The following is an 18,246-nucleotide window of genomic DNA, read 5'->3' as shown; positions in this document are numbered from 1 at the left end:
ATCGTGATCGTGCCGATGAGGGGACGGGTCGTTTTCATCGCGATAGCGTTCCAGACGTGACGCAGGATGACGCTCGCCGTGTTGCTATGGCACTGCTCAGCCAGCAGTCGCGCGAGTTCGAGACGGGCGAATGGGTGCTGGCCAACGTGGAGGAGTACGACACCGCGTGGGCCTTCACCTACAACAGCCGCCGATTCATCGAGACCGGAGAGGTCCGAGACGCTCTGGCCGGGAACGGCGCACTGGTCGTACCGAAGTCCGGTGCCGACCCGTGGTTCACCTGGTCCGGTGCCGATACGGCGAGTCAGGTTGCGATGGGCCACTCAGCCCTTGATCGCTGAACCGCAACGTCCTCACATGCCGCGAAGCGGGTCGACCGTATGGCGCTCTACAAGGCGACGCCCGCCAAACGGAATAGCCCTCCGAGGACGAAGACGGTGCCGATGACACCCATACCGGCTGCCCAGATTGCGGGAAACCATGCGTCGACTGCGTCGTTGACTGCCGCGGATGAGACGCGCCGAAAGGGCACTTGACGTTGCGCCTCTTTGAATTGGGCGGGCAGCACCCACGCGGCGAACGCGAGCAGCACGGGGCCGATCAAGAAGGCCAACCAGTAGGGGATGAGCGCCGCATCGTCCATGAGTCCCATCTTCACCTAGGCGCGCTAGTTGCGTCCGCTCATGCCGCTCCTGAGGCGTTGCGCGCCCGCCCGTAGAACGGGTTTTGGGTCGGGCTGCGCCCTCAGCCGGGCGACCGCAGGCGAGTTGTCAGGAACGACGACGGTTATGGGTTCAGGACGAGTACGACGCAGAGACCACCCACGATGGCCCACCACACGGGAAGAACGGCCAAGGCCCAGCGTCGACCCGATGCCACTGCCAAGCATGAGAACGCGAGGCCTGCAAGAACCAGAGTGAGGCATCCCCCCACGTAGTACTCGTCATCTCGTATCGGCCCGTCTGGTGTGATGGCCATCAGGATCCCCCCTCCGACCAAGGCCGCCGAGAATGCGACAGCGAGCCGGACGTAAAGCCCCTCCCAGAACTGTCGGCCACCCGCGTGCCGACCGGCGCTCAAAGCCGCAGCGATCACCGAAGGGTCTTCGTCAAGAAAGAACCTAGAGACACGCTCCCACGCCCACGCTCGTCCAACCACGGCGATAGTGTGCCATCTCATCGCCATGTCCGATCATGCCGCAGTCCGGTCGTGCCGATGAGAGTGCGCATTCTCAGGTCGTAACTTCCCCCCATAAAGGGTGAGGTTGACGCTGACGCTTCCCTTGTCAATATCGCACCGCGGGGGAGAAACGCCTTGTGTTGCTCGTCGGTTCGTGTCGACACGAAGCCCATCGCCTGGCTCGGGCTGTCCGTCCTAGCACTCTTGTTCGCGTGTGGCGTGCCTGGTGGCCCACTTGTGCACGGCGCCCGCCACCACCACACTCCTCGCATGGGGGGGCGAGTGAGTCGCGGTGCGGTGATGGGGTTGGGTGCCGGTTTCGCGTTGGTAGGCGTTCTCATACTCTTGCCCATGGCCTTGCAAGGCTCCTTTTATGAGGCCTCGGACTCGTTGCTGTTCATGGGTGTCCCGCTGATGGTCATGGGTACTGTTGCGGGAGCCATGCTCGGAGCACGAGATCCCAAGCCGTTGCGAGGTCGCGGGAAGTCATCGCAAGGGACGTTGGCCGGTGTGATCGCATGGAGCCACTCCACATCCCAGGGTCGGGCTCGTGGGTTGCCTCGCCAGTCGGCACGGAGAATCGGATCCTTGGCTTGGACAGCCGTGCGGCGATGCGGCTTCTGGGCAGGTCACCGCAGGTTCGTGGGGGATCCTGGCGCTGGGCGGCGCGGGATCCCGTTCTCAACTGTGCCCACCTGCCACACTTCAGAGATGACTGGGGGGTCCATCGACGAGGCCGTGCCTTCGGCTGCACCGTCACGCATGCGACGGCCGCACCATCGCACTGGCTGGCTGTGGATGATGCTCGGGCTGCTAGGGCTGGCAGGCGCCTACGTTGGGCTGGTTCTAATGTCCGGGGGCCGGGATCTCGACTCGGCGATCACGGTCGCCATGATGCCGCGTTCGAACTCGGCACTGCAGGCAAGCCGAACGTTCATGCGGATGGCCAGTCCCGAAGTCCTGGTCCCGGCTTCTCTGGCGGTCCTGATCTACGGACTGTTCCGTAACAGACATGGCGTTCGGGTGGTCGGTGCTGCCTGCGCAGGGTTGTTGTTCTCCGCCTACGCCCTCAAGGTGGGTCTTCCGCGGCCCGGCGGCGACCTGTCGAACTCGTTCCCAAGCGGCCACGTCTCCGCGGCAGTCGCCTTGACTTTGGTCGTAGCGGGCGTACTGCGCCGATCCGCCCGACTCGTGGGAACAGTTGTTGCCGCCAGCATCACCGCTGCGGTCGCGGTGGCCACGGTGGCACTTCAATGGCACAGGCCAAGTGACGCGCTGGGGGCTATCACGCTGGGTGCCCTCTGGTGGGGTGTGGTCGTCTTGGTGATACCGAAAGGAAACGACTTCTCGCGAGCACGCTGACAGGCGCGCGCCGCGAGGAGGTCAAGATCAGGTGTAAGAAGCGCCCCTGTCGTGGACAGTTATGGACATGAGGGAGTCGAGCGCCGCACCCGAGCGGTTCACCCGGCTGTATGAGCAGCACTACTGGTCAATCGTGTACTACCTGGTGCGTCGGTTGGGTGACGAGCATGAGGCCAGGGACGCCGCAGCCGAGGTGTTCACAGTCGCGTGGCGCAGGCTCAGCACAGTGCCTGAAGACTGGGCCCTCCCATGGCTGTACGCCACGGCAGGGAACGTGCTCGCCAACGCGCAGCGAAGCCGAGACCGAAAAGCCCGTCTGCTCGCCCGGCTGGTCACGCAGACTGCACCGCCCACCCTCCCGAACGAGCCCATGCACGAGGCGGTGCACGTCGCCATGAGCCGACTATCAGAACTTGATCAGGAGATACTGCGGCTCAGCGCCTGGGAGGACCTCACACCCCTGCAAATCGGTCAGGTTCTCGGCTGCACATCGAACGCCGCCAGCGTCCGCCTTCACCGCGCCCGCACCCGACTCCGGTACGCGCTTGACGAATTCGCAAGCATCGCGTCAACGAAGGGGAACAGCCGTGAGCGATGAACTGATCCTGCTCAGGGACGCAAACCCCGCCCCAAGCGCGTCGGACCGGGGTCTCGACGACCGTGCCCGGGAGGACCTGCGCACGATCCTGCGGCCTGATGCCCCATCGCGCGGCCGTGCTCACCGACGGTGGACGTGGTCCGCGCTCGCGGCAGCCGCCGCCGTCACCGCGGTAGTCCTCGGCCTGCACGGAGTGACTCACCCGACGCCAGCCTTCGCGGCCACTCCGCCGACCCTGCGGATAACCCCCCTCACCGGAACCGCCGACGTCACTCTCGCCCGGCTCGCCGAGCGCGCCAGGAAGCAACAAGGCCTACCCGCCACCGGAAGTCAGGTGATCAACACCCAGGACTGGTCCCTGTCCACCCGGATCGACGGACAGCAAGTGACCTCCGCCGTCATTCCGATCGAAACGCTCTTGCGTTGGAACGCCGACCGCTCCGGGCTGCTCCAGACGTCAACCGGCGAACCGTCCTTCCCTGACAAGGACAGCAGGGAAGCGTGGCGCCGCAGCGGCCAACCAGGACGCGAGGGCACGGTACTGAGTCGAACGACGTTCAACCCCGGCGAGTTCAATCCGATGTGGCAGACCGCGCCGCCGACCAACGCGACTGCGCTGGCCAAGTACCTGCAGACTGGACACCCGATCCGCGACCTCGGCACCGCCGAACTCTTCGTGGCGGTCACCGACCTCGCCCGCGAACGCCAACTCACCCAGCCTCAGAAGGCCGCGGTCCTTCAAGTCCTCGCTGCAGCACCCGACGTACAAGTGCTCGGCTCCGTGCGGGACAGGCTAAATCGACGCGGCGTCGCGATCGCCACAGACTCCGACCATTCCGGTCTGATGACCCGATACATCCTCATCTTCGACCCCTCCACCGGAACCCTCAACGGCAGCGAGCAGTGGCTCACCACCAGCGCAGGCAGCCTCAACGTACGAGTCCCAGCGGTCATCGCCTACTCCCTCTGGAAGTAGGCGACACACATGACTAGGCCATTGGTTCCTCGCCGCCCACCGGATTGCCACCGCGGCGCGGCAAGGGGCTGCGCGAGGGCGTTCCACCTCGTTTGATGGTGGCACCAGCCGTCGCTGCCGGGCGATGCGGCTCAGCCCCTGCAATGACGCGCCGGACCCGCATGCGTGCGTGACGCGTTACCTCGTGTGAACGCCTGCCGATAGTGGAGCGAGGTGCACGAGCAGGCAGCCAGCGCTTCGCTTCGCTCACCGACCAGTGACACAACGACAGGAGGTCCGTGATGAGCGGACGTTGCATGGACCCGTTCGAGTACGAGGGTGATGCGCAGGTCGCGAAAAAGGGGCCAGCCATGGCGCAAGGAATCCGAAGGCCGCCGTCCAGCGCGGTGCAGGTCGACGCTGTGCAGGCGGTGGTCCGGGTGCTCCGAGAACACCATCCGAGCGCGAGGCTCGCTGATGACGCATACGCGACAAGACTCGCCACCGCCGTGGTGGGTGCAGCCCTCGTCGCGCTGAAGACGGAACCCGCTGCGACAGGCCCCTCGGTCTCCCGGCCCGAGAGGCGGACGCCACGCAAGGGCGACCCCTGTTAGTGACACCACGACAGACAGCGTCAGAGTCAGGAGTACCGACATGTGCAAGTCCCAGGCCGAGGGTGGCCGTCGCTGCGCAGCGCACACCCGTGAGGCGTTGCGCGCGGCTGAGGCCGCGTACGCCGCTAACCGGAGCGTCGAGAACGAGGACCGCTTGGCCGAAGCCCGAATCGAGCACGCCGCTACCGACGCCGGTAGGCAGGAGATCTGGCGGCAGCGGGATGCGCTCGATGAGTCCGACCCGGACGGTGACCGCCTGTACGACGCCTACGCGCGCGGGTTCGAGCGGATCAAGGCGTACCGGGATGCAGAGAGCCAGATCGTGTGGGAGCCGAAGGCTCGCTCTGCGAGTTCGGCAGCACGCGTCGCTGCTCTACGGGCTGCGAAGCCGATGCTGGGGAACAACCTGAGTGACGCAACCCTGGAACGGCTCGCTGGTGACCCGGACATCGAGGTCGTCAAGGCAGCCGCGTCCTACCGAGGCATCCTCCCCGCGACCGCGGCCAGGATGCTCGCGGGCCACCCTGACCCCGAGGTCCGGCACGCACTCGCACGATCCCGCGGAGTATGGAAGGACCCCAGTGTCTCCCGGATCCTGCTTGCCCAAGCCACTCCGGCCGACCGGCTCGCGCTGGCCAAATGGAGGCGCCTTCCCTCGGACGTCGTGGACAGCCTGGCCGCCGACCCGTCCGCCAAAGTTCGTGCGACGCTGCTGTACGACAAGGAGCGAGGCGGACACAGCCGACCGCGCTCGGCGGTGCTTCGAGGTCTCACTGACAAGTCGGCAAAGGTCCGATTGGCTGCGTTGGGTGCATGGGACAGTGACGCGGTCAAGCAAGTCCGGCAGGCCGACAAGACTGTCGGGGTTGAGGTTTGGAAGATGCCCGACCCGGAACTCGTCGCCAATCTCCGAAACGACAACAACGAGGACGTTCGGGGTTGGGCCTACCTCGTCTTCCGAGGTTCCGAAGGCAAGTTGCCCCACCTTCCCGGTATGCCAGGCGGTCCGGCGGGGTCCTACCGAGAAATCGAGTAGTCGCGCGACACTCCGGCAACGGGGCGACTGTCAGCGCCGCCAATGGTCATGAGCGCGCTCGGCCCCGCCAAGCAACCCTGTGGATAAGCGACATGAGGTGTCACCGGTGACACCCCATGTCGCTGGTGGTGACACTTCCATGTCGCTTCACAAGCAACCTCACAGTGTCCTGAGGCTTTGACCGTCTGCCGCTGCTCATGGACGAGTTTGTCACGGGGTGATGGGCGGTGGCAGCGTCAACTGTTGAGCGTGGAAGTCGAAGTGCTGGGTTCCGTAGTGGTAGACGTCAAGCAGGGTCATGGTGTCGCGGAAGTAGGGGTCCCAGTCCACCGGGAAGTGCATCTGGCGGGCCAGGCTCACGTCGGTCTCCCGGTCGAGGTGGTGCAGTAGTGCGGAGATGACCCGGTCGAACCGTCGGGCCAGCCGAGGGCCGCGGAACACGAGCGCTCCGACGCACGACCCGAGGTAGTTGATCACGTGGAAGGGACGCTGTCCGGCGTTCAGGGCGTGCGTGAACCGCAGGCTGTACCGGTCGGGGAGCCGCCCGAAGAGCCTGACCAGCCACAGCAGCCGGGCCACGATCAGGTACCCGAACAGCATGTGGAACAGCATCTGTTGGTTGGTCCACCGGGTACCGTCGGTTCGCCGTCGCAGGTCGACCGCGGAGGCCGCGTCCACCAGAGCGGTGAACGTCGTTCTCGCCCGTGCCATCTCGGCGTGGATGGACTGCCTGTCCACCTGGTCGGTCACGGTCCCCATCCCTGCGCTTGCGGGGCGGCCTCAGCCCTAGCCCCGGTCTTCGGTCCCGGTAGGCCAAGGCTGACCGGCACTCCATCGCCGGCCCGAGCGGTGACGTCGGCACCGCAGCAGTCGTCGCCGTCGTCCGTCGTTGTGGTCGCCGCCTCGCCGTCGACGGTGATCGTGGTCGGGCCGCAACCGCACGCTTCACCACGCCAGGCCTCCCGGCCTTCCTTCACGGCAACGGCCGCGATGGCCAGCCCGGCGAGCGGGTCGGCCCAGCCCCACCCGAGGGTGGCATTCAGGACAAGCCCAACGAGCAGCACCGCGGACAGGTAGGTGCACAGCAGCGTCTGGGTCGAGTCAGCAACCACCGTGCTTGACCCGAGGGCCCGTCCGGTGCGGCGCTGCGCCCAGGACAGGAAGGGCATGATCACCAACGACGCAACCGCCAGACCGATCCCGACTGGGGAGGCGTCCGGCTCCGCGCCGCTGAGCAGGGATCTGGCCGACTCGAACGTGACGTACGCGGCGAGGGCGAAGAACGACAGGGCCATGAGGCGCAACGCGACGCGTTCACGGCTCTCGGGCAGCCGGTGGCGGAACTGCCACAAGATGATGAGCCCGGACGATACCTCGACGATGGAGTCGAGCCCGAACCCGACCAGGGCGACCGACCCTGCGGCGATCCCAGCCGCGACGGCGATGACGCACTCGATCGCGTTGTAGGCGACGCTGGCCCCCGCCAACGCCTGCGCGCGTCGTCCGAGCCGGGCGCGGTCGTCGGGGGTCAGCTGGGCTGCAGTGGTGTGCAGGTGCTGCGTGCTCACAGGGCCGTGTCCGTCCCGAACCGGGGGCACAGGGCGACGGCGTCGCCGGTCGCGGCGTCGCCGGTCGCGGCGAGCAGGCCTTCGGCAGCGGCCAGGACGGCCAAGATCTCCGGGGCTGCAGACAGCGACCACATCGACGACCTGCCCTGTGGACGAGACGACACCAAACCACAATCCCGCAGGCACGCCAAATGCCCCGACACGGTCGACTGCGCCAGACCCAAGTGTGCTGTCAGCTCCGTGACCTTGTGCTCACCCAAGGTCAGGTGCTGCAGGATTGCGAGCCGGGCAGGGTCCCCCAGACCGCGAAACAGGCACGCGGCGACCGACAAAGCAGGGGTCTGGTCAACCCGCACCGCGAGCGCGGAGGACGTCGTATTCATCGGCATGGCCCGATGATATCGGGACATGGCCGATATGGCTCAACCCCGGGTCGACCCATGACGGACCCGACGCGCTAGGTCGATCCGGTCTCTGCAGCGGCGCCGCGTCGCCCGCCGTGACTGGGCACCGATGTGCGCAGGTGCTCAGCGTGGGAGAGGGCTTGGTCGATCAGCTCGGCGACGTGGTCATCGAAGAGTTCGTAGAGCATGTGGCGGCCCTGCCGTTCGGCGGTCACGAAGCCGAGGTCCCGCAGGTGTCGGAGTTGGTGGGAGACCGCTGATTGTTCCATCCCGATGGCCTCGGTGAGTTCGCCAACGGAGTGCGGGCCGTCCTGGAGACGGGCGAGGATGCGCACGCGGCTGGGGGTGGCGAGGGCATGCAGGATTCCCGCGACCGACTGGGCGGTCTCCATGTCCAGGTCGATGCTGGTGGCGTGCCCGGCGCGCTGATGTCCCACGTCGTGATCCTAACGATTACATGAGCAGGCATTCATATGTCTACGCTTGTCCCAGTGCACCGACCACCCCAAGGACCGGCCCCTCCTATGAGCGAGCACCAGCATGACCACCAGCATGACCACCAGCATGACCACCAGCACGACCACGAGCACGCGACTGGTGTCCGCGGCTGGCTGACCACCACGTTCCGCCCGCACAGCCATGACGCGGCCGACTCAGTCGACGCCGCGCTGGAGACGAGCGCACGAGGAATTCGCGCGGTCAAGATCAGCCTTGTCGTCCTTGGCCTGACCGCCCTCATCCAAGCCGTCCTCGTCGTCATCACCGGTTCGGTAGCACTCCTCGCTGACACGATCCACAACCTGTCCGACGCGTTGACAGCGGTGCCGCTGTGGATCGCGTTCGCGCTCGGACGGCGCCCCGCCACACGGCGGTACACCTACGGCTTCGGCCGGGCCGAAGATCTGGCCGGCGTCTTCATCGTGCTCATGATCGTGCTGTCCGCGCTCGTTGCGGGATGGGAGTCGGTCCGCAGGCTGCTTGACCCGCAACCGCTGACCCACGCATGGGTCGTGATCGCGGCCGGGCTCATCGGCTTCGCCGGCAATGAGCTCGTCGCGAGCTACCGGATCCGTGTCGGTCGACAGATCGGGTCGGCCGCACTGGTCGCCGACGGCGTCCATGCGCGCACCGACGGCTTCACCTCCCTGGCCGTGGTCGTCGGGGCCATCGGCGTCTCGGCAGGGTTCCCCCTGGCCGACCCGATCGTCGGGCTGCTCATCACCGTTGCCATCCTCTTTGTGCTCAAGGGAGCGGTCCGCGACATCTACCGACGGCTCATGGACGCCGTCGACCCCGCGCTGGTCGCCGCCACCGAGCACAGCCTCCAACACACCCCGGGCGTCATCGACGTCGAAACGGTCCGGCTCCGCTGGGTCGGGCACCGGGTCCGCGCCGAAGCCGGGATCACCGTCGACCCAACGCTCACCGTGGTCCAGTCCCACGCCGTGTCCATCGAGGCACACCACCGGCTTCTGCACGACGTCCCGAAACTCGTCGAAGCCACCGTCCACGTCAGCCCGGCAGGCGCCGAAGGCGAGCGACAGCACGCCACCTTGGCACACCACGGACTCAACACCGGCTGAGCACCGGGCCTCGATGCGGTCGACTTCGGGTCACTCGTGAGCAGGGTGATGCTTGTTGCCCGTACTACCAAACCTCGCGACCGGCTCAGCGAATGGTCAACTCCTCGTACATCCCGTTCACGTAGTGGTTCTTGAGGTTGCACACCAACTCGTACCGTCCGGGCGCAAGCCTCAGCGTCACCCAGCCAACGGCGCCCGCGTCGATGCCTTCACCCGACCCGGCGGCGCACGACGAAGACGCCTCGCCCAGGCTGTCGTCCTCCGCGACCCTCCCGTCCGCACCGGCCACGCGCCGTCCCGCAGCGGCCTGGTCGGACAACGGCATGACTACCAGTTCGTGGGTTCGCCAGCCCATGTTGCTCGCCACGAAGGTCACCGTGCCCGCGGAGGTGGAGGCCGGGGCGGCATCCAGCATCATTCGTGCGCCCATGGGCGCATCTCCACCCACCATCCGCGTCATACCCATATCGGCCAGCACGACCCGTACCGTGACGCCCGGTAAGTCCACCGGCGGAGAACAACGCAGTCGCGAATAGTGGTAGCCATCTGTGCCACCCATCATTCCGCCCGACGACCCTGCGCCACCGCCCAACATCCCCCCACCAGACCGGCTTGGCGCTGAACACCCTGCGAGAAGCAGTGCCGCGGATGCAGCAGTCAAACCCAGAGCACGCAAAGCGTTGAAGCGGTTGGTCATCACAGAACCATGCAGTCACCCCCACGATGGAACCACTAGTGGCGAAGGTCCCGAAGCGATGGCGGGCAACAACCCAGCTCCCGAGCATGGCACCGCATCAGCCCTGCTACTGGACAGCGAGGCCATCGTGCTGGCCGAGTTCCGGAATGCCTAAGCCCATCATGGCCGCGAAACCCTTGTGGACAAGTGACAGAAGGTGTCACCGGTGACAGTTCGTGTCGTCGACGGTGACACCTTCCGGTCGCTACACACGGTCAGAGGTGGCGGTGGTGCCACTCCTCCGCCAGGAGTGCGTAGCCGTAGCTGTCCAGCCATTCCCCGGATGGGTGCAGGGCGTTCTTCAGCGTGAAGGTCTCACGTCGCATGCCGACCCGTTCCATCAGTCGATACGAGGCCGTGTTGGCGACGAAACACCCTGCGGTCACTCGGTGCAGACCTAGGTCGTCGAAGCAGAGCCGCAGGGCCGCCTCGACCGCCTCGGTCGCGTAGCCCTTGCCGGTTTCCTCCGGGCGCAGAGCCCAGCCGAGCTCGGCCTGCGCACCTTTGGCCTGCGACGCCAGCTGGGGAGGAGACCACGCATCCTCGATCTTGACCATCAGGTCGCCGATGACGGCACCCTCACGTTCGACGATCAGCAACAGGTCGAGTCGTTCGGGCGCGGCGAACCTGGCATGGAAGTCCTCGGGCGGGGTGCCCATCCACTCGGACACCGAGGGCGAGCCACGGTAGGACAGCACGGCGTCAGCGTCCTGGACCGTTGCGCGCCGCAGCGTCAGACGCGCCGTGGACACCGGCCATCCGACGTCACCAAGCTGTCTGGGCACGGTTCATTGTGGACTACGCGCCGAGGCCGCGGCGGAACGCGGGTCGCCGGCGGGGCAGCGGTGTCAGACTCAGGCCATGACGCGCGCGACCGGTGACCCCTCGCGGCACGGATCGCCGATGTCCGGGACACCTGACTATCCGCCCTTGACGCCGCTGAGGCTCCCAGGACCGACCCCGCCTCTCCCTGATCGTCGCCGGTGGAGCAAGCGAACACATCACCTCTTGTCCGCGTGGGCCGTCGCGGTCTTCCTGGTGGGAGTGGTGTCGTATTTCGGTGGTGCGAACTACTACTTCGTCGACCGGGTCCTGCCCGACTGGGGGTGGTTCTTCTGCGCCTCACTGATTCCGCGGGCGGCAGCTGCCTTCGATGAGAACCGCGGAAACCGCGCGCAGTCCTTTCCTCCACTCCTTGCCGTCGGGACCGCAGCGGTCGCGCTCGCGGCCATGACCTTCATCGCGCCACCCACGCCGCACACCGTCAGTTCGTCATCCCCGAGCGGAGTCACCACCGCGGTCTTCACGGTCGGAGTTGGCTCACGCTACGGACAGCTCGATCTCCACCAGAACCGAGGTGCCCTGTCACGGTTGTGGTACGCGGGCTGCCTGAACGGGGAGCAGCCGGACGACGCCTTTGCCGACATGGCATGGAGCAGCTCCACGACTCTTGTCGTGCGCACGAAAGGTGGCCAACGCCTGGTCATCGGGACCGACCCGACCGGTCGCCCGCTCAACCACGTCACGACAGGCGAGAACTACTGCCGCTGACCGCCACGGGTGCCGACCCTTCAGGGGCCCGGGCCCACACACCGCGGCGTTCTCAAACCTCGCCCAGCTGGTGAGCCACGCACTCGGACGCCCGACGCTGCATGGTCGCGCGTTCCTGCGCGTTACCGAGGAGCTCGGCTGCGTGCAGGAAGTGCTGCCGTGCCTGTTCGTGGTCACCGGCGCGGCAGTGGGGGTCCCCGGCCACGGCGGGCAGCCGCTCCAGCTCGTGTCCTCCACCACCTTCACGACCGGGGTCCTGCACCTGGTCTACGCCCCAGCCCCGGCTGACCCAGCGTCCGAGGCGTCAGACCAGTCCGAGGCGTCAGACCCAGATCGCTGCCGGTAGGCCGTCGGAGAACGTCTCCGGCGGCTCCGGCAGCGAACGGGCGAGCCCGTTCGTCCGACGAGCCGCCGTCCACGCGGCCGCACACGCGTCGAGGACGTCGTCCGCGGCATACCCGTCGCCTTTGAGGACGGACGGTGAGGCGATGCCGGCGGCCGCGAGCGCCGCAAGCCGGGCTGCCCGTCCCTCGTCGTTCTTCTTCTTGGCGAGCACCGGCGCACCGGTCATGACCGCGAAGCTCAGCTCGGGGTGTACCTCCAGGACCGCGACGGTCGGACGGCTGCGCACCCACGCGTCGACCTCGAGGATCTTGTCGCGCAGTCCGTAGGCCTGGGCCCCTACTCCCTGGCCGGACAGCCCACGGTTCACCGTGTCCGACTCGGCCCGCGACTCAGCAGCGTACGCCGACCGCGTGAGGGTCGTGAAGACCGAGGAAGCCTTGCCCTTCAACGCTTTTCGGGTGAGGACATCGGCTTGCCGGGTGGTGTCGTCGGGGAGGCCGATCGGGATGTCGATGGCGACGGCTTGGATGTCGAGCGACTGGCGGACCGCCTCGACGAGGGCGGCGATGGACCCTGCGACGGCTATGCGCGGGCGCGGTGCCCCCGGCTCGAGGATGGCCCCGACCCACCCGGCGGCGCAGGCATCGACGCCGAGGACGGGCACCGTCACCTCCACGGGCGGGGCCGGCATCGGGCCGTTCGCCGGGCTCCGGCCAGTTTCGGTATGCCGTGTGGTGGCCTCGTCGAGGTCGAGACCGAGCGCGTCGCCGAGCCGTCTCAGCGTGGCCGCAACGGTCGTGACTGTCTCGATCACCTCGGCCCGGACGCCGGGCTGTGCGACCGTCGGCACGGCAGCCGTCGGTGCGTCGAGCTGCTCCGCCAGCAGGGCCGCCTGCCGCGACAGCTCGACGGCCACGTCGCGCGCGCTGGTACCGCTCGCCATGTCTGCCACCACCATCCGGTTATGTGTCTGCCGTGCGCCAGCGTGCCATGAGGTGCCCTGGTCGTGGGGTCAGGGTGGGCGCCGCCCGTGTGACGCCGGGATGGCACAGTGCCGGGTATGCCGCCGACCGAGTCCCAGCCCGAGTCCCAGCCAGAGTCCCAGCCAGAGTCCCAGCCCGAGTCCGCGTTCGACGTCGAGGCCCTCAGGTCCCAGTTCCCGGCACTGCGGGGCGGCGCGGCGCACTTCGACGGGCCGGGCGGCTCACAGACCCCGCAGGCCGTCGCCGATGCCATCAGCCGCCAGCTCACCTCCCCCATGTCGACCAGGGGCGAGCTGACCCTGGCGGAGCGCAACTCTGACACCGCGGTGCTCGACGCGCGGGCCGCGGTCGGCGATCTGCTGGGTGCGGACCCTGCGGCGGTGGTGTTCGGGCGGAGCATGACGGCCCTGACCTTCGAGATGGCGCGGACCCTGTCCCAGGGCTGGGGGCCGGGCGATGAGGTGGTGGTCAGCCGACTCGACCACGACGCGAACATCCGCCCCTGGCTGCTGGCAGCCGAGGCGGTCGGGGCGACCGTGCGCTGGGCCGAGTTCGATCCTGCAACGGGAGAGCTCGACCCGGCAGCGGTCGCGGCGGTGGTGGGCGAGCGGACCCGGCTCGTCGCCGTGACCGCCGCGTCCAACCTGATCGGCACCATGCCCGACGCGGCGGCGATCGGCGAGATCGCGCATGGCGTGGGCGCGCTGCTCTACGTCGATGCCGTGCACCTGGCTCCACACGGCTTGGTCGACAGGGCCGCGATGGGTGCGGACCTCATTGCGTGCTCGCCCTACAAGTTCTTCGGACCGCACTGCGGCGCGCTCGCAGCCACCCCGGCCCTGCTGGAGTCGCTGCACCCCGACAAGCTCGTGCCCTCCTCGGACTCCGTCCCGGAGCGGTTCGAGCTGGGCACGCTGCCCTACGAGCTGCTGGCCGGTGTGACCGCAGCCGTGGACGTGCTGGCGGGCATGGTGCCCAGCGAGGGCAGTCGGCGCGAACGGCTCGCCACGTCGATGGCGGCCGCGGGGGAGCACGAGCTCGCGGTCCGCGCACGCCTGGAGTCCGAGCTGGCAGCACTGCCCGGCGCGAGGCTGCACTCGCGGTCGGTTCGTCGCACCCCGACGCTGCTCGTGACGTTCGAGGGCCACGACGCCAAGGCCGTCTCGCGCCACCTCGCCGACGGGGGAGTCAACGCTCCTGCTGGACACTTCTACGCGCTCGAGGCGTCCCGCGCCCTGGGGCTCGGCGACACCGGTGGGCTCCGCGTGGGGGTGGCGTCCTACACGACCGACGAGGACCTCGACTGGCTGGTGGCCGGCCTGCAGGACTACTTCGCACGCGCCCACTGAGGAGGCACCGCTGAGCCACGCCTGCCCAGGTTGGCGACCTGCCGGGTCGGACTCGGCGTCGCGGACGCTGCTGCGGCAGGATCGTCGGCATGGACCTGCCCACCCTCGCCCGGGACATCGACTCGACCTGCCGACTCCACGGGGAGTTCGAGCTGCGGTCCGGGCAGGTCGTTGCGGAGTACTTCGACAAGTACCTCTTCGAGTCCCAGCCCACCCTGTTGCGACGGGTGGCTGAGGCGATGGTCCCCCTGCTGCCGCCCGGGACCGACCTCCTGGGCGGCCTCGAGCTGGGCGGGGTGCCGATCGCCACGATGGTCAGCAGCCTCACCGGCATACCGGCGCTTTTCGTCCGCAAGCAGGCCAAGCCCTATGGCACCCGCCGGCTCGCGGAGGGCGCCGAGGTGGCGGGCAGGACGGTCACCCTGGTCGAGGACGTGGTGACCACCGGTGGGGCCGCGTACGCCGCCGCTGTGGCGCTGCGGGAAGCCGGAGCCACCGTGGGCGTTGCCGTTTGCGCCATCGACCGCTCAGAGCCGGGCGCCAACCGTCTGGACCAGCTCGGTGTGCAGACGCGCTCGGTGCTCACTCGGGCCGATCTCGACCGCGCCGCTGGACTCTAGCCCCGCTCGCCTCCCGCCAGGGCGTCGGCGATCATGCGGTGGCCCTGGGCTTCGAACGCGTCGTCGCCGACCTGGTGTGCCCACACCGCCGTGCCGATCGCCTCGCGCAGCAGGGTGCGGTGCCACGCCCCAGGCTCTCTCGGGTCCGAGCCGTAGCCGTCGAGGAACGCCGCCTCAAAGCGCGGGGTCGCGCCGGAAGTCCTGGGCTGCGAGCCGCGAGAAGTCCGAGATGGCCGGTCGCAGCCCAGCCCTCCCGAAGTCGATGACGCTGAGGACCCCCGCGTGGACCAACCAGTTGCGGGGCTGCCAGTCACCGTGGGTCGGGACCAGCGGCGTAGGCGGTGCCGGCCAGGTCGCGATCTCAGTGCGCAGCTGTTCCTCGACCCCCGGGGCGATGCGGTGCGGCTTGTCCAGCCAGGCAAGGGAATTCGCGTTCTCGGCTGCCTCGTAGCCGTCGTCCCACACCGACAGCTGGGAGTGCAGCACTGCGAGCAGCTCACCAGCCTGCCGGTATGCCGCCGGGTCGGCAGCCGTGTCCGTCCCCTCCACGAGCCGGCCGGGCACAAAGCGGGTCACCAGGAGGTTCGCGGTGACGTCGTGGTGGGCGAGCACGGGGGCACGGTTTCTGATGGACCACGGCTGCAACCAGTGCAGGTGGGCGTGGATCTCCCGGGCCATGTGGTGGTCGTCCGGGCCGCCGGCCTTGACGATGAAATGGTCCGCGCCCTGGACCACCTCCAGGACGGCTCGTCCACCAACCCCCAGCTGTGGTCCCGCTCGACCACGGCCCCGGGGAGCCAGTGGTCGAGGAGTCTGCGCTGGTCAGGAGACAGGTTCTCGATGCCGGGCGCCACCGGGTCATCATAGACACCCGACTCTCGCCCCTGGCCTTGGCCGTGACCCCCTCCGAGGGCTCTCCGTCGAGCGATGGAACGGCCGCAGTGCCCCACGCGTGGTCGATTCGCGGCTCGGTGCACCACTTGTCGCTCTGTTTGAGTTCGTGCCACGCGGGTAGAGTGAATGACGAAGGCTGCCCTGGACCCGGTGGCGCAACCGCCACACCCGGAGTCCGCCATGAGCACCCTTTCCAGCCCCGTCAGGCCCCCCGCCGACGCGCCCCGGCCGCTGTACGCAGACGTGAACGCCGCCGTGCGCGCCGCCGGTCTGATGGACCGGCGACTCGGGCCCTACGCCCTGCACTTCGCGTTCAACATCCTCGGCCTGCTGGCCGTGCTGTCGGCCATGGTGGTGTGGCGCAACTCGTGGTGGCTGATCCCGTGGGCGGCTGTCCTCGCCGTGGTGTCCGTCCAGATCGGGTTCCTCGGCCACGACATCGCGCACCGTCAGGTCTCGCGCCGGGCCAGGACCGCCACGCTGCTCGGGCTGGTGCACGCCAACCTGCTCAGTGGCCTCAGCTACGGCTGGTGGGTGGACAAGCACAACGCGCACCACGCCCACCCCAACGACCTCGAGACCGACCCCGACGTGCGGGCAGGGGTCCTGATCTTCGACGTCAGCCAGGCGCTCGAACGTCGCGGGCTGGCCGCGACCGTCACCAGGTACCAGGCCTGGTTTTTCTTCCCGCTGCTCACCTTCGAAGCCGTGAACCTCTACTTCGCAGGCATCCGCACGATGGTCCGCCCCGGATTCCGCTACCGGTCGACGGAGCTGCTGCTGATCGGCCTGCACACGTTGGTCTACCTCGGGCTGGTGGTCGCCACGATGACTTGGCAGCAGGGCCTGGTCTTCGTCGCGGTCCACCAGGGACTGCGCGGCCTCTACCTCGGGGTGTCCTTCGCCCCCAACCACAAGGGCATGCCGGTGCTGTCCACGGCCGACGAGGCGGACCCGTTCCTGCGCCAGGTCCTCACCTCCCGCAACATCCGCGGTGGTCCCGTCGTGGACTGGGCGCTGGGTGGGCTGAACTACCAGATCGAGCACCACCTCTTCCCGAGCATGCCGCGGGCGAACCTTCCGCGCGCCCAGGTGATCGTGCGCTCGTTCTGCGACCGCGACGGGGTGCCCTATGCCGAGTCGTCGGCCCCCTCCTCCTACGCGGACGTGGTGCGCCACCTGTACGCAGTCGGTGCCCCCCTGCGCCTGCGTGACTGACCTGACGGAACTGCTGCTGGCGGCTGGGTCAGCCTCGCCGACCGGCCCCGACGACCGAGCCTGGGCCCGTCAGCGGACCACGTCCAGACCCAACCACTCGGCGAGGTCGCCGATCTGGGCGTCCACGGCCGCATGCAGTCCGCTCGAGAACGGGACGTCCTCGTGCACGGCCGCGACGCGCAGCGCCCCGCCCGGTAGGTCGGCCGTCGCGTCGACCTTTCCGACGAGCCGGTCCTCGTGGAGGATCGGCAGCGCCCAGTAGCCCCAGCGGCGCTTGGCCACCGGCTTGTACATCTCGAGCTGGTAGTCGAACTCGAAGAGCTCGGTCATCCGTTTGCGGTCGAACACCAGGCGGTCCAAGGGGGACAGCAGCACCGTGCGCCCGACGAACGGCTCGCCGAGTCGGTCCAGCTGTTCGGGGTCCACCCGCCACGCCCCTCGAAGGCCTTCCACGACGGCCTCCTCGCCGGCGGCGCCGACGTCGTGCGGCTCACCGGGAGCCTCCACGGCCTTGGCACGGGCCAGGCCCAGGGCGGCCAGCCGACGGCTGGTCCGCTCGGCGAGCGCCTCGTCGACGGACACGGCCGCCGTTTCGGGGAAGACCCGGCTGGCCAGGTCCCACTGCCGCTCGCGCGCCTCGCGGCTGACCACCGCGACCTCACCGCGGGCCTCCATGAAGTCGAGCATCCGCTGGGTGTTCTTGTTGTTGGTCCAGCCGGTCGAACGCCAAGGGACCACACAGGAGTCCGGCAGCTGGCGTGCCGACAACGGCGCCTCCGACTCGAGCTGTTCGAGGATGTCGAGTCGGCAGTCGTCGTTGGCTGACACCCACTCGGCGACGTCCATCTGCCAGTCGTGCAGCGGTTCGGGACCCGGCCACTGAGCCATCTGGGCGCGGAACAACGCGATGTCCTCGGCCGGCCTCAGGAAGCCCCTCAGCTCGACCACCGTCCGCTCCTGGAACAGGTCGTCGAGATCGCCCAACGCGTAGGCCCCGCCCAGCCGGCTCCAGCAGACCAGGTCGGCACTCGGCGCGACCGCGGCCGTGAGGTCGACCTGCACTGCGGCGAGGCGTCGCACCACCTCGAGCAGGTCCGTCGGCTGCGGCGAGTCGAGCAGCTGGGCGCGGACCGCGATGCGTCGCGCCTCTTCACTGGACAGCCGGATCTCGCTCACCTCGGCACCCTAACGTTGGGCGATGGCGTCGACCGCCCTCGCCACTCACGCGCAGAGGTGTGCCGCGGGGCTGGC

General features: G+C 68.3%; 21 protein-coding genes. 11 read left to right on the top strand and 10 right to left on the bottom strand.

Annotated elements, in window-relative coordinates; genetic code table 11:
- Positions 1 to 56: 56 nt before the first annotated feature.
- Entirely contained in the window at positions 57 to 341 is a 285-nt protein-coding gene (locus EAH86_RS09635; protein WP_140739726.1) for a YrhB domain-containing protein, read from the top strand.
- 47 nt (positions 342 to 388) lie between these two features.
- Here the strand turns inward: EAH86_RS09635 and EAH86_RS09630 are convergent, their stop codons facing one another.
- Complete coding sequence (locus EAH86_RS09630; RefSeq protein WP_140739723.1) at positions 389 to 658, bottom strand: hypothetical protein; 270 nt, start codon at positions 656 to 658, stop codon at positions 389 to 391.
- Positions 659 to 1,890: 1,232 nt separating this feature from the next.
- Here EAH86_RS09630 and EAH86_RS20215 point away from each other — a divergent pair.
- From EAH86_RS20215 to EAH86_RS09610, 4 genes are all read left to right on the top strand, one after another.
- A complete protein-coding gene (locus tag EAH86_RS20215) occupies positions 1,891 to 2,541 on the top strand; it encodes a phosphatase PAP2 family protein (RefSeq protein WP_161988619.1) in 651 nt (216 codons plus the stop codon).
- Positions 2,542 to 2,608: 67 nt separating this feature from the next.
- Positions 2,609 to 3,139 (top strand): RNA polymerase sigma factor, encoded by a 531-nt coding sequence (locus EAH86_RS09620; RefSeq protein WP_140739716.1) that lies wholly within the window; start codon positions 2,609 to 2,611, stop codon positions 3,137 to 3,139.
- A complete protein-coding gene (locus tag EAH86_RS20440) occupies positions 3,129 to 4,115 on the top strand; it encodes a CU044_5270 family protein (protein ID WP_170212790.1) in 987 nt (328 codons plus the stop codon). The genes EAH86_RS09620 and EAH86_RS20440 overlap by 11 nt, the downstream gene beginning before the upstream one ends.
- A gap of 690 nt (positions 4,116 to 4,805) precedes the next feature.
- On the top strand, positions 4,806 to 5,744 hold the full coding sequence (locus EAH86_RS09610; RefSeq protein ID WP_140739710.1) for a DUF2336 domain-containing protein: 939 nt from the start codon (positions 4,806 to 4,808) through the stop codon (positions 5,742 to 5,744).
- A gap of 210 nt (positions 5,745 to 5,954) precedes the next feature.
- On the opposite strand, the gene EAH86_RS09605 is transcribed toward EAH86_RS09610, so the two are convergent.
- The 4 genes from EAH86_RS09605 to EAH86_RS09590 all read right to left on the bottom strand — a co-directional run bounded on the left by EAH86_RS09605 (position 5,955) and on the right by EAH86_RS09590 (position 8,153).
- Entirely contained in the window at positions 5,955 to 6,503 is a 549-nt protein-coding gene (locus EAH86_RS09605) for a DinB family protein (RefSeq protein WP_194150772.1), read from the bottom strand.
- Positions 6,491 to 7,312, bottom strand: coding sequence for a cation diffusion facilitator family transporter (locus EAH86_RS09600; RefSeq protein WP_338325240.1), 822 nt, complete (start codon positions 7,310 to 7,312; stop codon positions 6,491 to 6,493). Before EAH86_RS09600 ends, EAH86_RS09605 begins: the two co-directional genes overlap by 13 nt.
- On the bottom strand, positions 7,309 to 7,695 hold the full coding sequence (locus EAH86_RS09595; RefSeq protein ID WP_140740754.1) for an ArsR/SmtB family transcription factor: 387 nt from the start codon (positions 7,693 to 7,695) through the stop codon (positions 7,309 to 7,311). The genes EAH86_RS09600 and EAH86_RS09595 overlap by 4 nt, the downstream gene beginning before the upstream one ends.
- Positions 7,696 to 7,769: 74 nt before the next feature.
- A complete protein-coding gene (locus EAH86_RS09590) occupies positions 7,770 to 8,153 on the bottom strand; it encodes an ArsR/SmtB family transcription factor (RefSeq protein ID WP_277752328.1) in 384 nt (127 codons plus the stop codon).
- A gap of 87 nt (positions 8,154 to 8,240) precedes the next feature.
- Here EAH86_RS09590 and EAH86_RS09585 point away from each other — a divergent pair, with 87 nt between their 5' ends.
- Positions 8,241 to 9,299 carry a cation diffusion facilitator family transporter gene (locus EAH86_RS09585; RefSeq protein ID WP_140739707.1) on the top strand — a complete coding sequence of 353 codons (1,059 nt, stop codon included), beginning with the start codon at positions 8,241 to 8,243 and terminating at the stop codon, positions 9,297 to 9,299.
- Positions 9,300 to 9,384: 85 nt separating this feature from the next.
- On the opposite strand, the gene EAH86_RS09580 is transcribed toward EAH86_RS09585, so the two are convergent.
- Together EAH86_RS09580 and EAH86_RS09575 are read right to left on the bottom strand one after the other, a co-directional pair.
- Entirely contained in the window at positions 9,385 to 9,777 is a 393-nt protein-coding gene (locus tag EAH86_RS09580) for a hypothetical protein (RefSeq protein WP_140739704.1), read from the bottom strand.
- Between the two features lie 473 nt (positions 9,778 to 10,250).
- Positions 10,251 to 10,787, bottom strand: a complete 537-nt coding sequence (locus EAH86_RS09575) for a GNAT family N-acetyltransferase (protein WP_206665793.1) — start codon at positions 10,785 to 10,787, stop codon at positions 10,251 to 10,253.
- Positions 10,788 to 11,043: 256 nt separating this feature from the next.
- On the opposite strand from EAH86_RS09575, the gene EAH86_RS09570 reads away from it, so the two are divergent.
- Both EAH86_RS09570 and EAH86_RS20540 read left to right on the top strand, forming a co-directional pair.
- Positions 11,044 to 11,586, top strand: a complete 543-nt coding sequence (locus EAH86_RS09570; RefSeq protein WP_140739698.1) for a hypothetical protein — start codon at positions 11,044 to 11,046, stop codon at positions 11,584 to 11,586.
- 70 nt (positions 11,587 to 11,656) lie between these two features.
- Positions 11,657 to 11,932 (top strand): hypothetical protein, encoded by a 276-nt coding sequence (locus EAH86_RS20540; RefSeq protein WP_194150771.1) that lies wholly within the window; start codon positions 11,657 to 11,659, stop codon positions 11,930 to 11,932.
- On the opposite strand, the gene EAH86_RS09555 is transcribed toward EAH86_RS20540, so the two are convergent.
- Positions 11,909 to 12,874: a DUF429 domain-containing protein gene (locus tag EAH86_RS09555; protein WP_161988618.1), complete on the bottom strand. Its 966-nt coding sequence runs from the start codon at positions 12,872 to 12,874 to the stop codon at positions 11,909 to 11,911. The two genes, EAH86_RS20540 and EAH86_RS09555, sit on opposite strands and share 24 nt — an antisense overlap.
- 117 nt (positions 12,875 to 12,991) lie before the next feature.
- Between EAH86_RS09555 and EAH86_RS09550 the strand changes: the two genes are divergently transcribed.
- Both EAH86_RS09550 and EAH86_RS09545 read left to right on the top strand, forming a co-directional pair.
- Positions 12,992 to 14,263 (top strand): cysteine desulfurase-like protein, encoded by a 1,272-nt coding sequence (locus tag EAH86_RS09550; protein ID WP_140739692.1) that lies wholly within the window; start codon positions 12,992 to 12,994, stop codon positions 14,261 to 14,263.
- An 89-nt stretch (positions 14,264 to 14,352) separates the two neighbouring features.
- Positions 14,353 to 14,883, top strand: a complete 531-nt coding sequence (locus EAH86_RS09545) for an orotate phosphoribosyltransferase (RefSeq protein ID WP_140739689.1) — start codon at positions 14,353 to 14,355, stop codon at positions 14,881 to 14,883.
- 174 nt (positions 14,884 to 15,057) lie between these two features.
- On the opposite strand, the gene EAH86_RS09540 is transcribed toward EAH86_RS09545, so the two are convergent.
- Positions 15,058 to 15,618 (bottom strand): phosphotransferase, encoded by a 561-nt coding sequence (locus EAH86_RS09540; RefSeq protein WP_241668304.1) that lies wholly within the window; start codon positions 15,616 to 15,618, stop codon positions 15,058 to 15,060.
- 339 nt (positions 15,619 to 15,957) lie between these two features.
- Here EAH86_RS09540 and EAH86_RS09535 point away from each other — a divergent pair, with 339 nt between their 5' ends.
- Positions 15,958 to 16,995 (top strand): fatty acid desaturase family protein, encoded by a 1,038-nt coding sequence (locus tag EAH86_RS09535; RefSeq protein ID WP_140739687.1) that lies wholly within the window; start codon positions 15,958 to 15,960, stop codon positions 16,993 to 16,995.
- 69 nt (positions 16,996 to 17,064) lie between these two features.
- Here the strand turns inward: EAH86_RS09535 and EAH86_RS09530 are convergent, their stop codons facing one another.
- On the bottom strand, positions 17,065 to 18,171 hold the full coding sequence (locus EAH86_RS09530) for a DNA glycosylase AlkZ-like family protein (RefSeq protein ID WP_140739684.1): 1,107 nt from the start codon (positions 18,169 to 18,171) through the stop codon (positions 17,065 to 17,067).
- Positions 18,172 to 18,246: the final 75 nt, after the last annotated feature.

It is taken from the genome of Pedococcus bigeumensis, assembly GCF_006438965.1.
In the GTDB taxonomy this organism is placed as follows: Bacteria; Actinomycetota; Actinomycetes; order Actinomycetales; family Dermatophilaceae; genus Pedococcus; species Pedococcus bigeumensis_A.
This window is presented reverse-complemented; position numbering and strand designations above follow the sequence as displayed.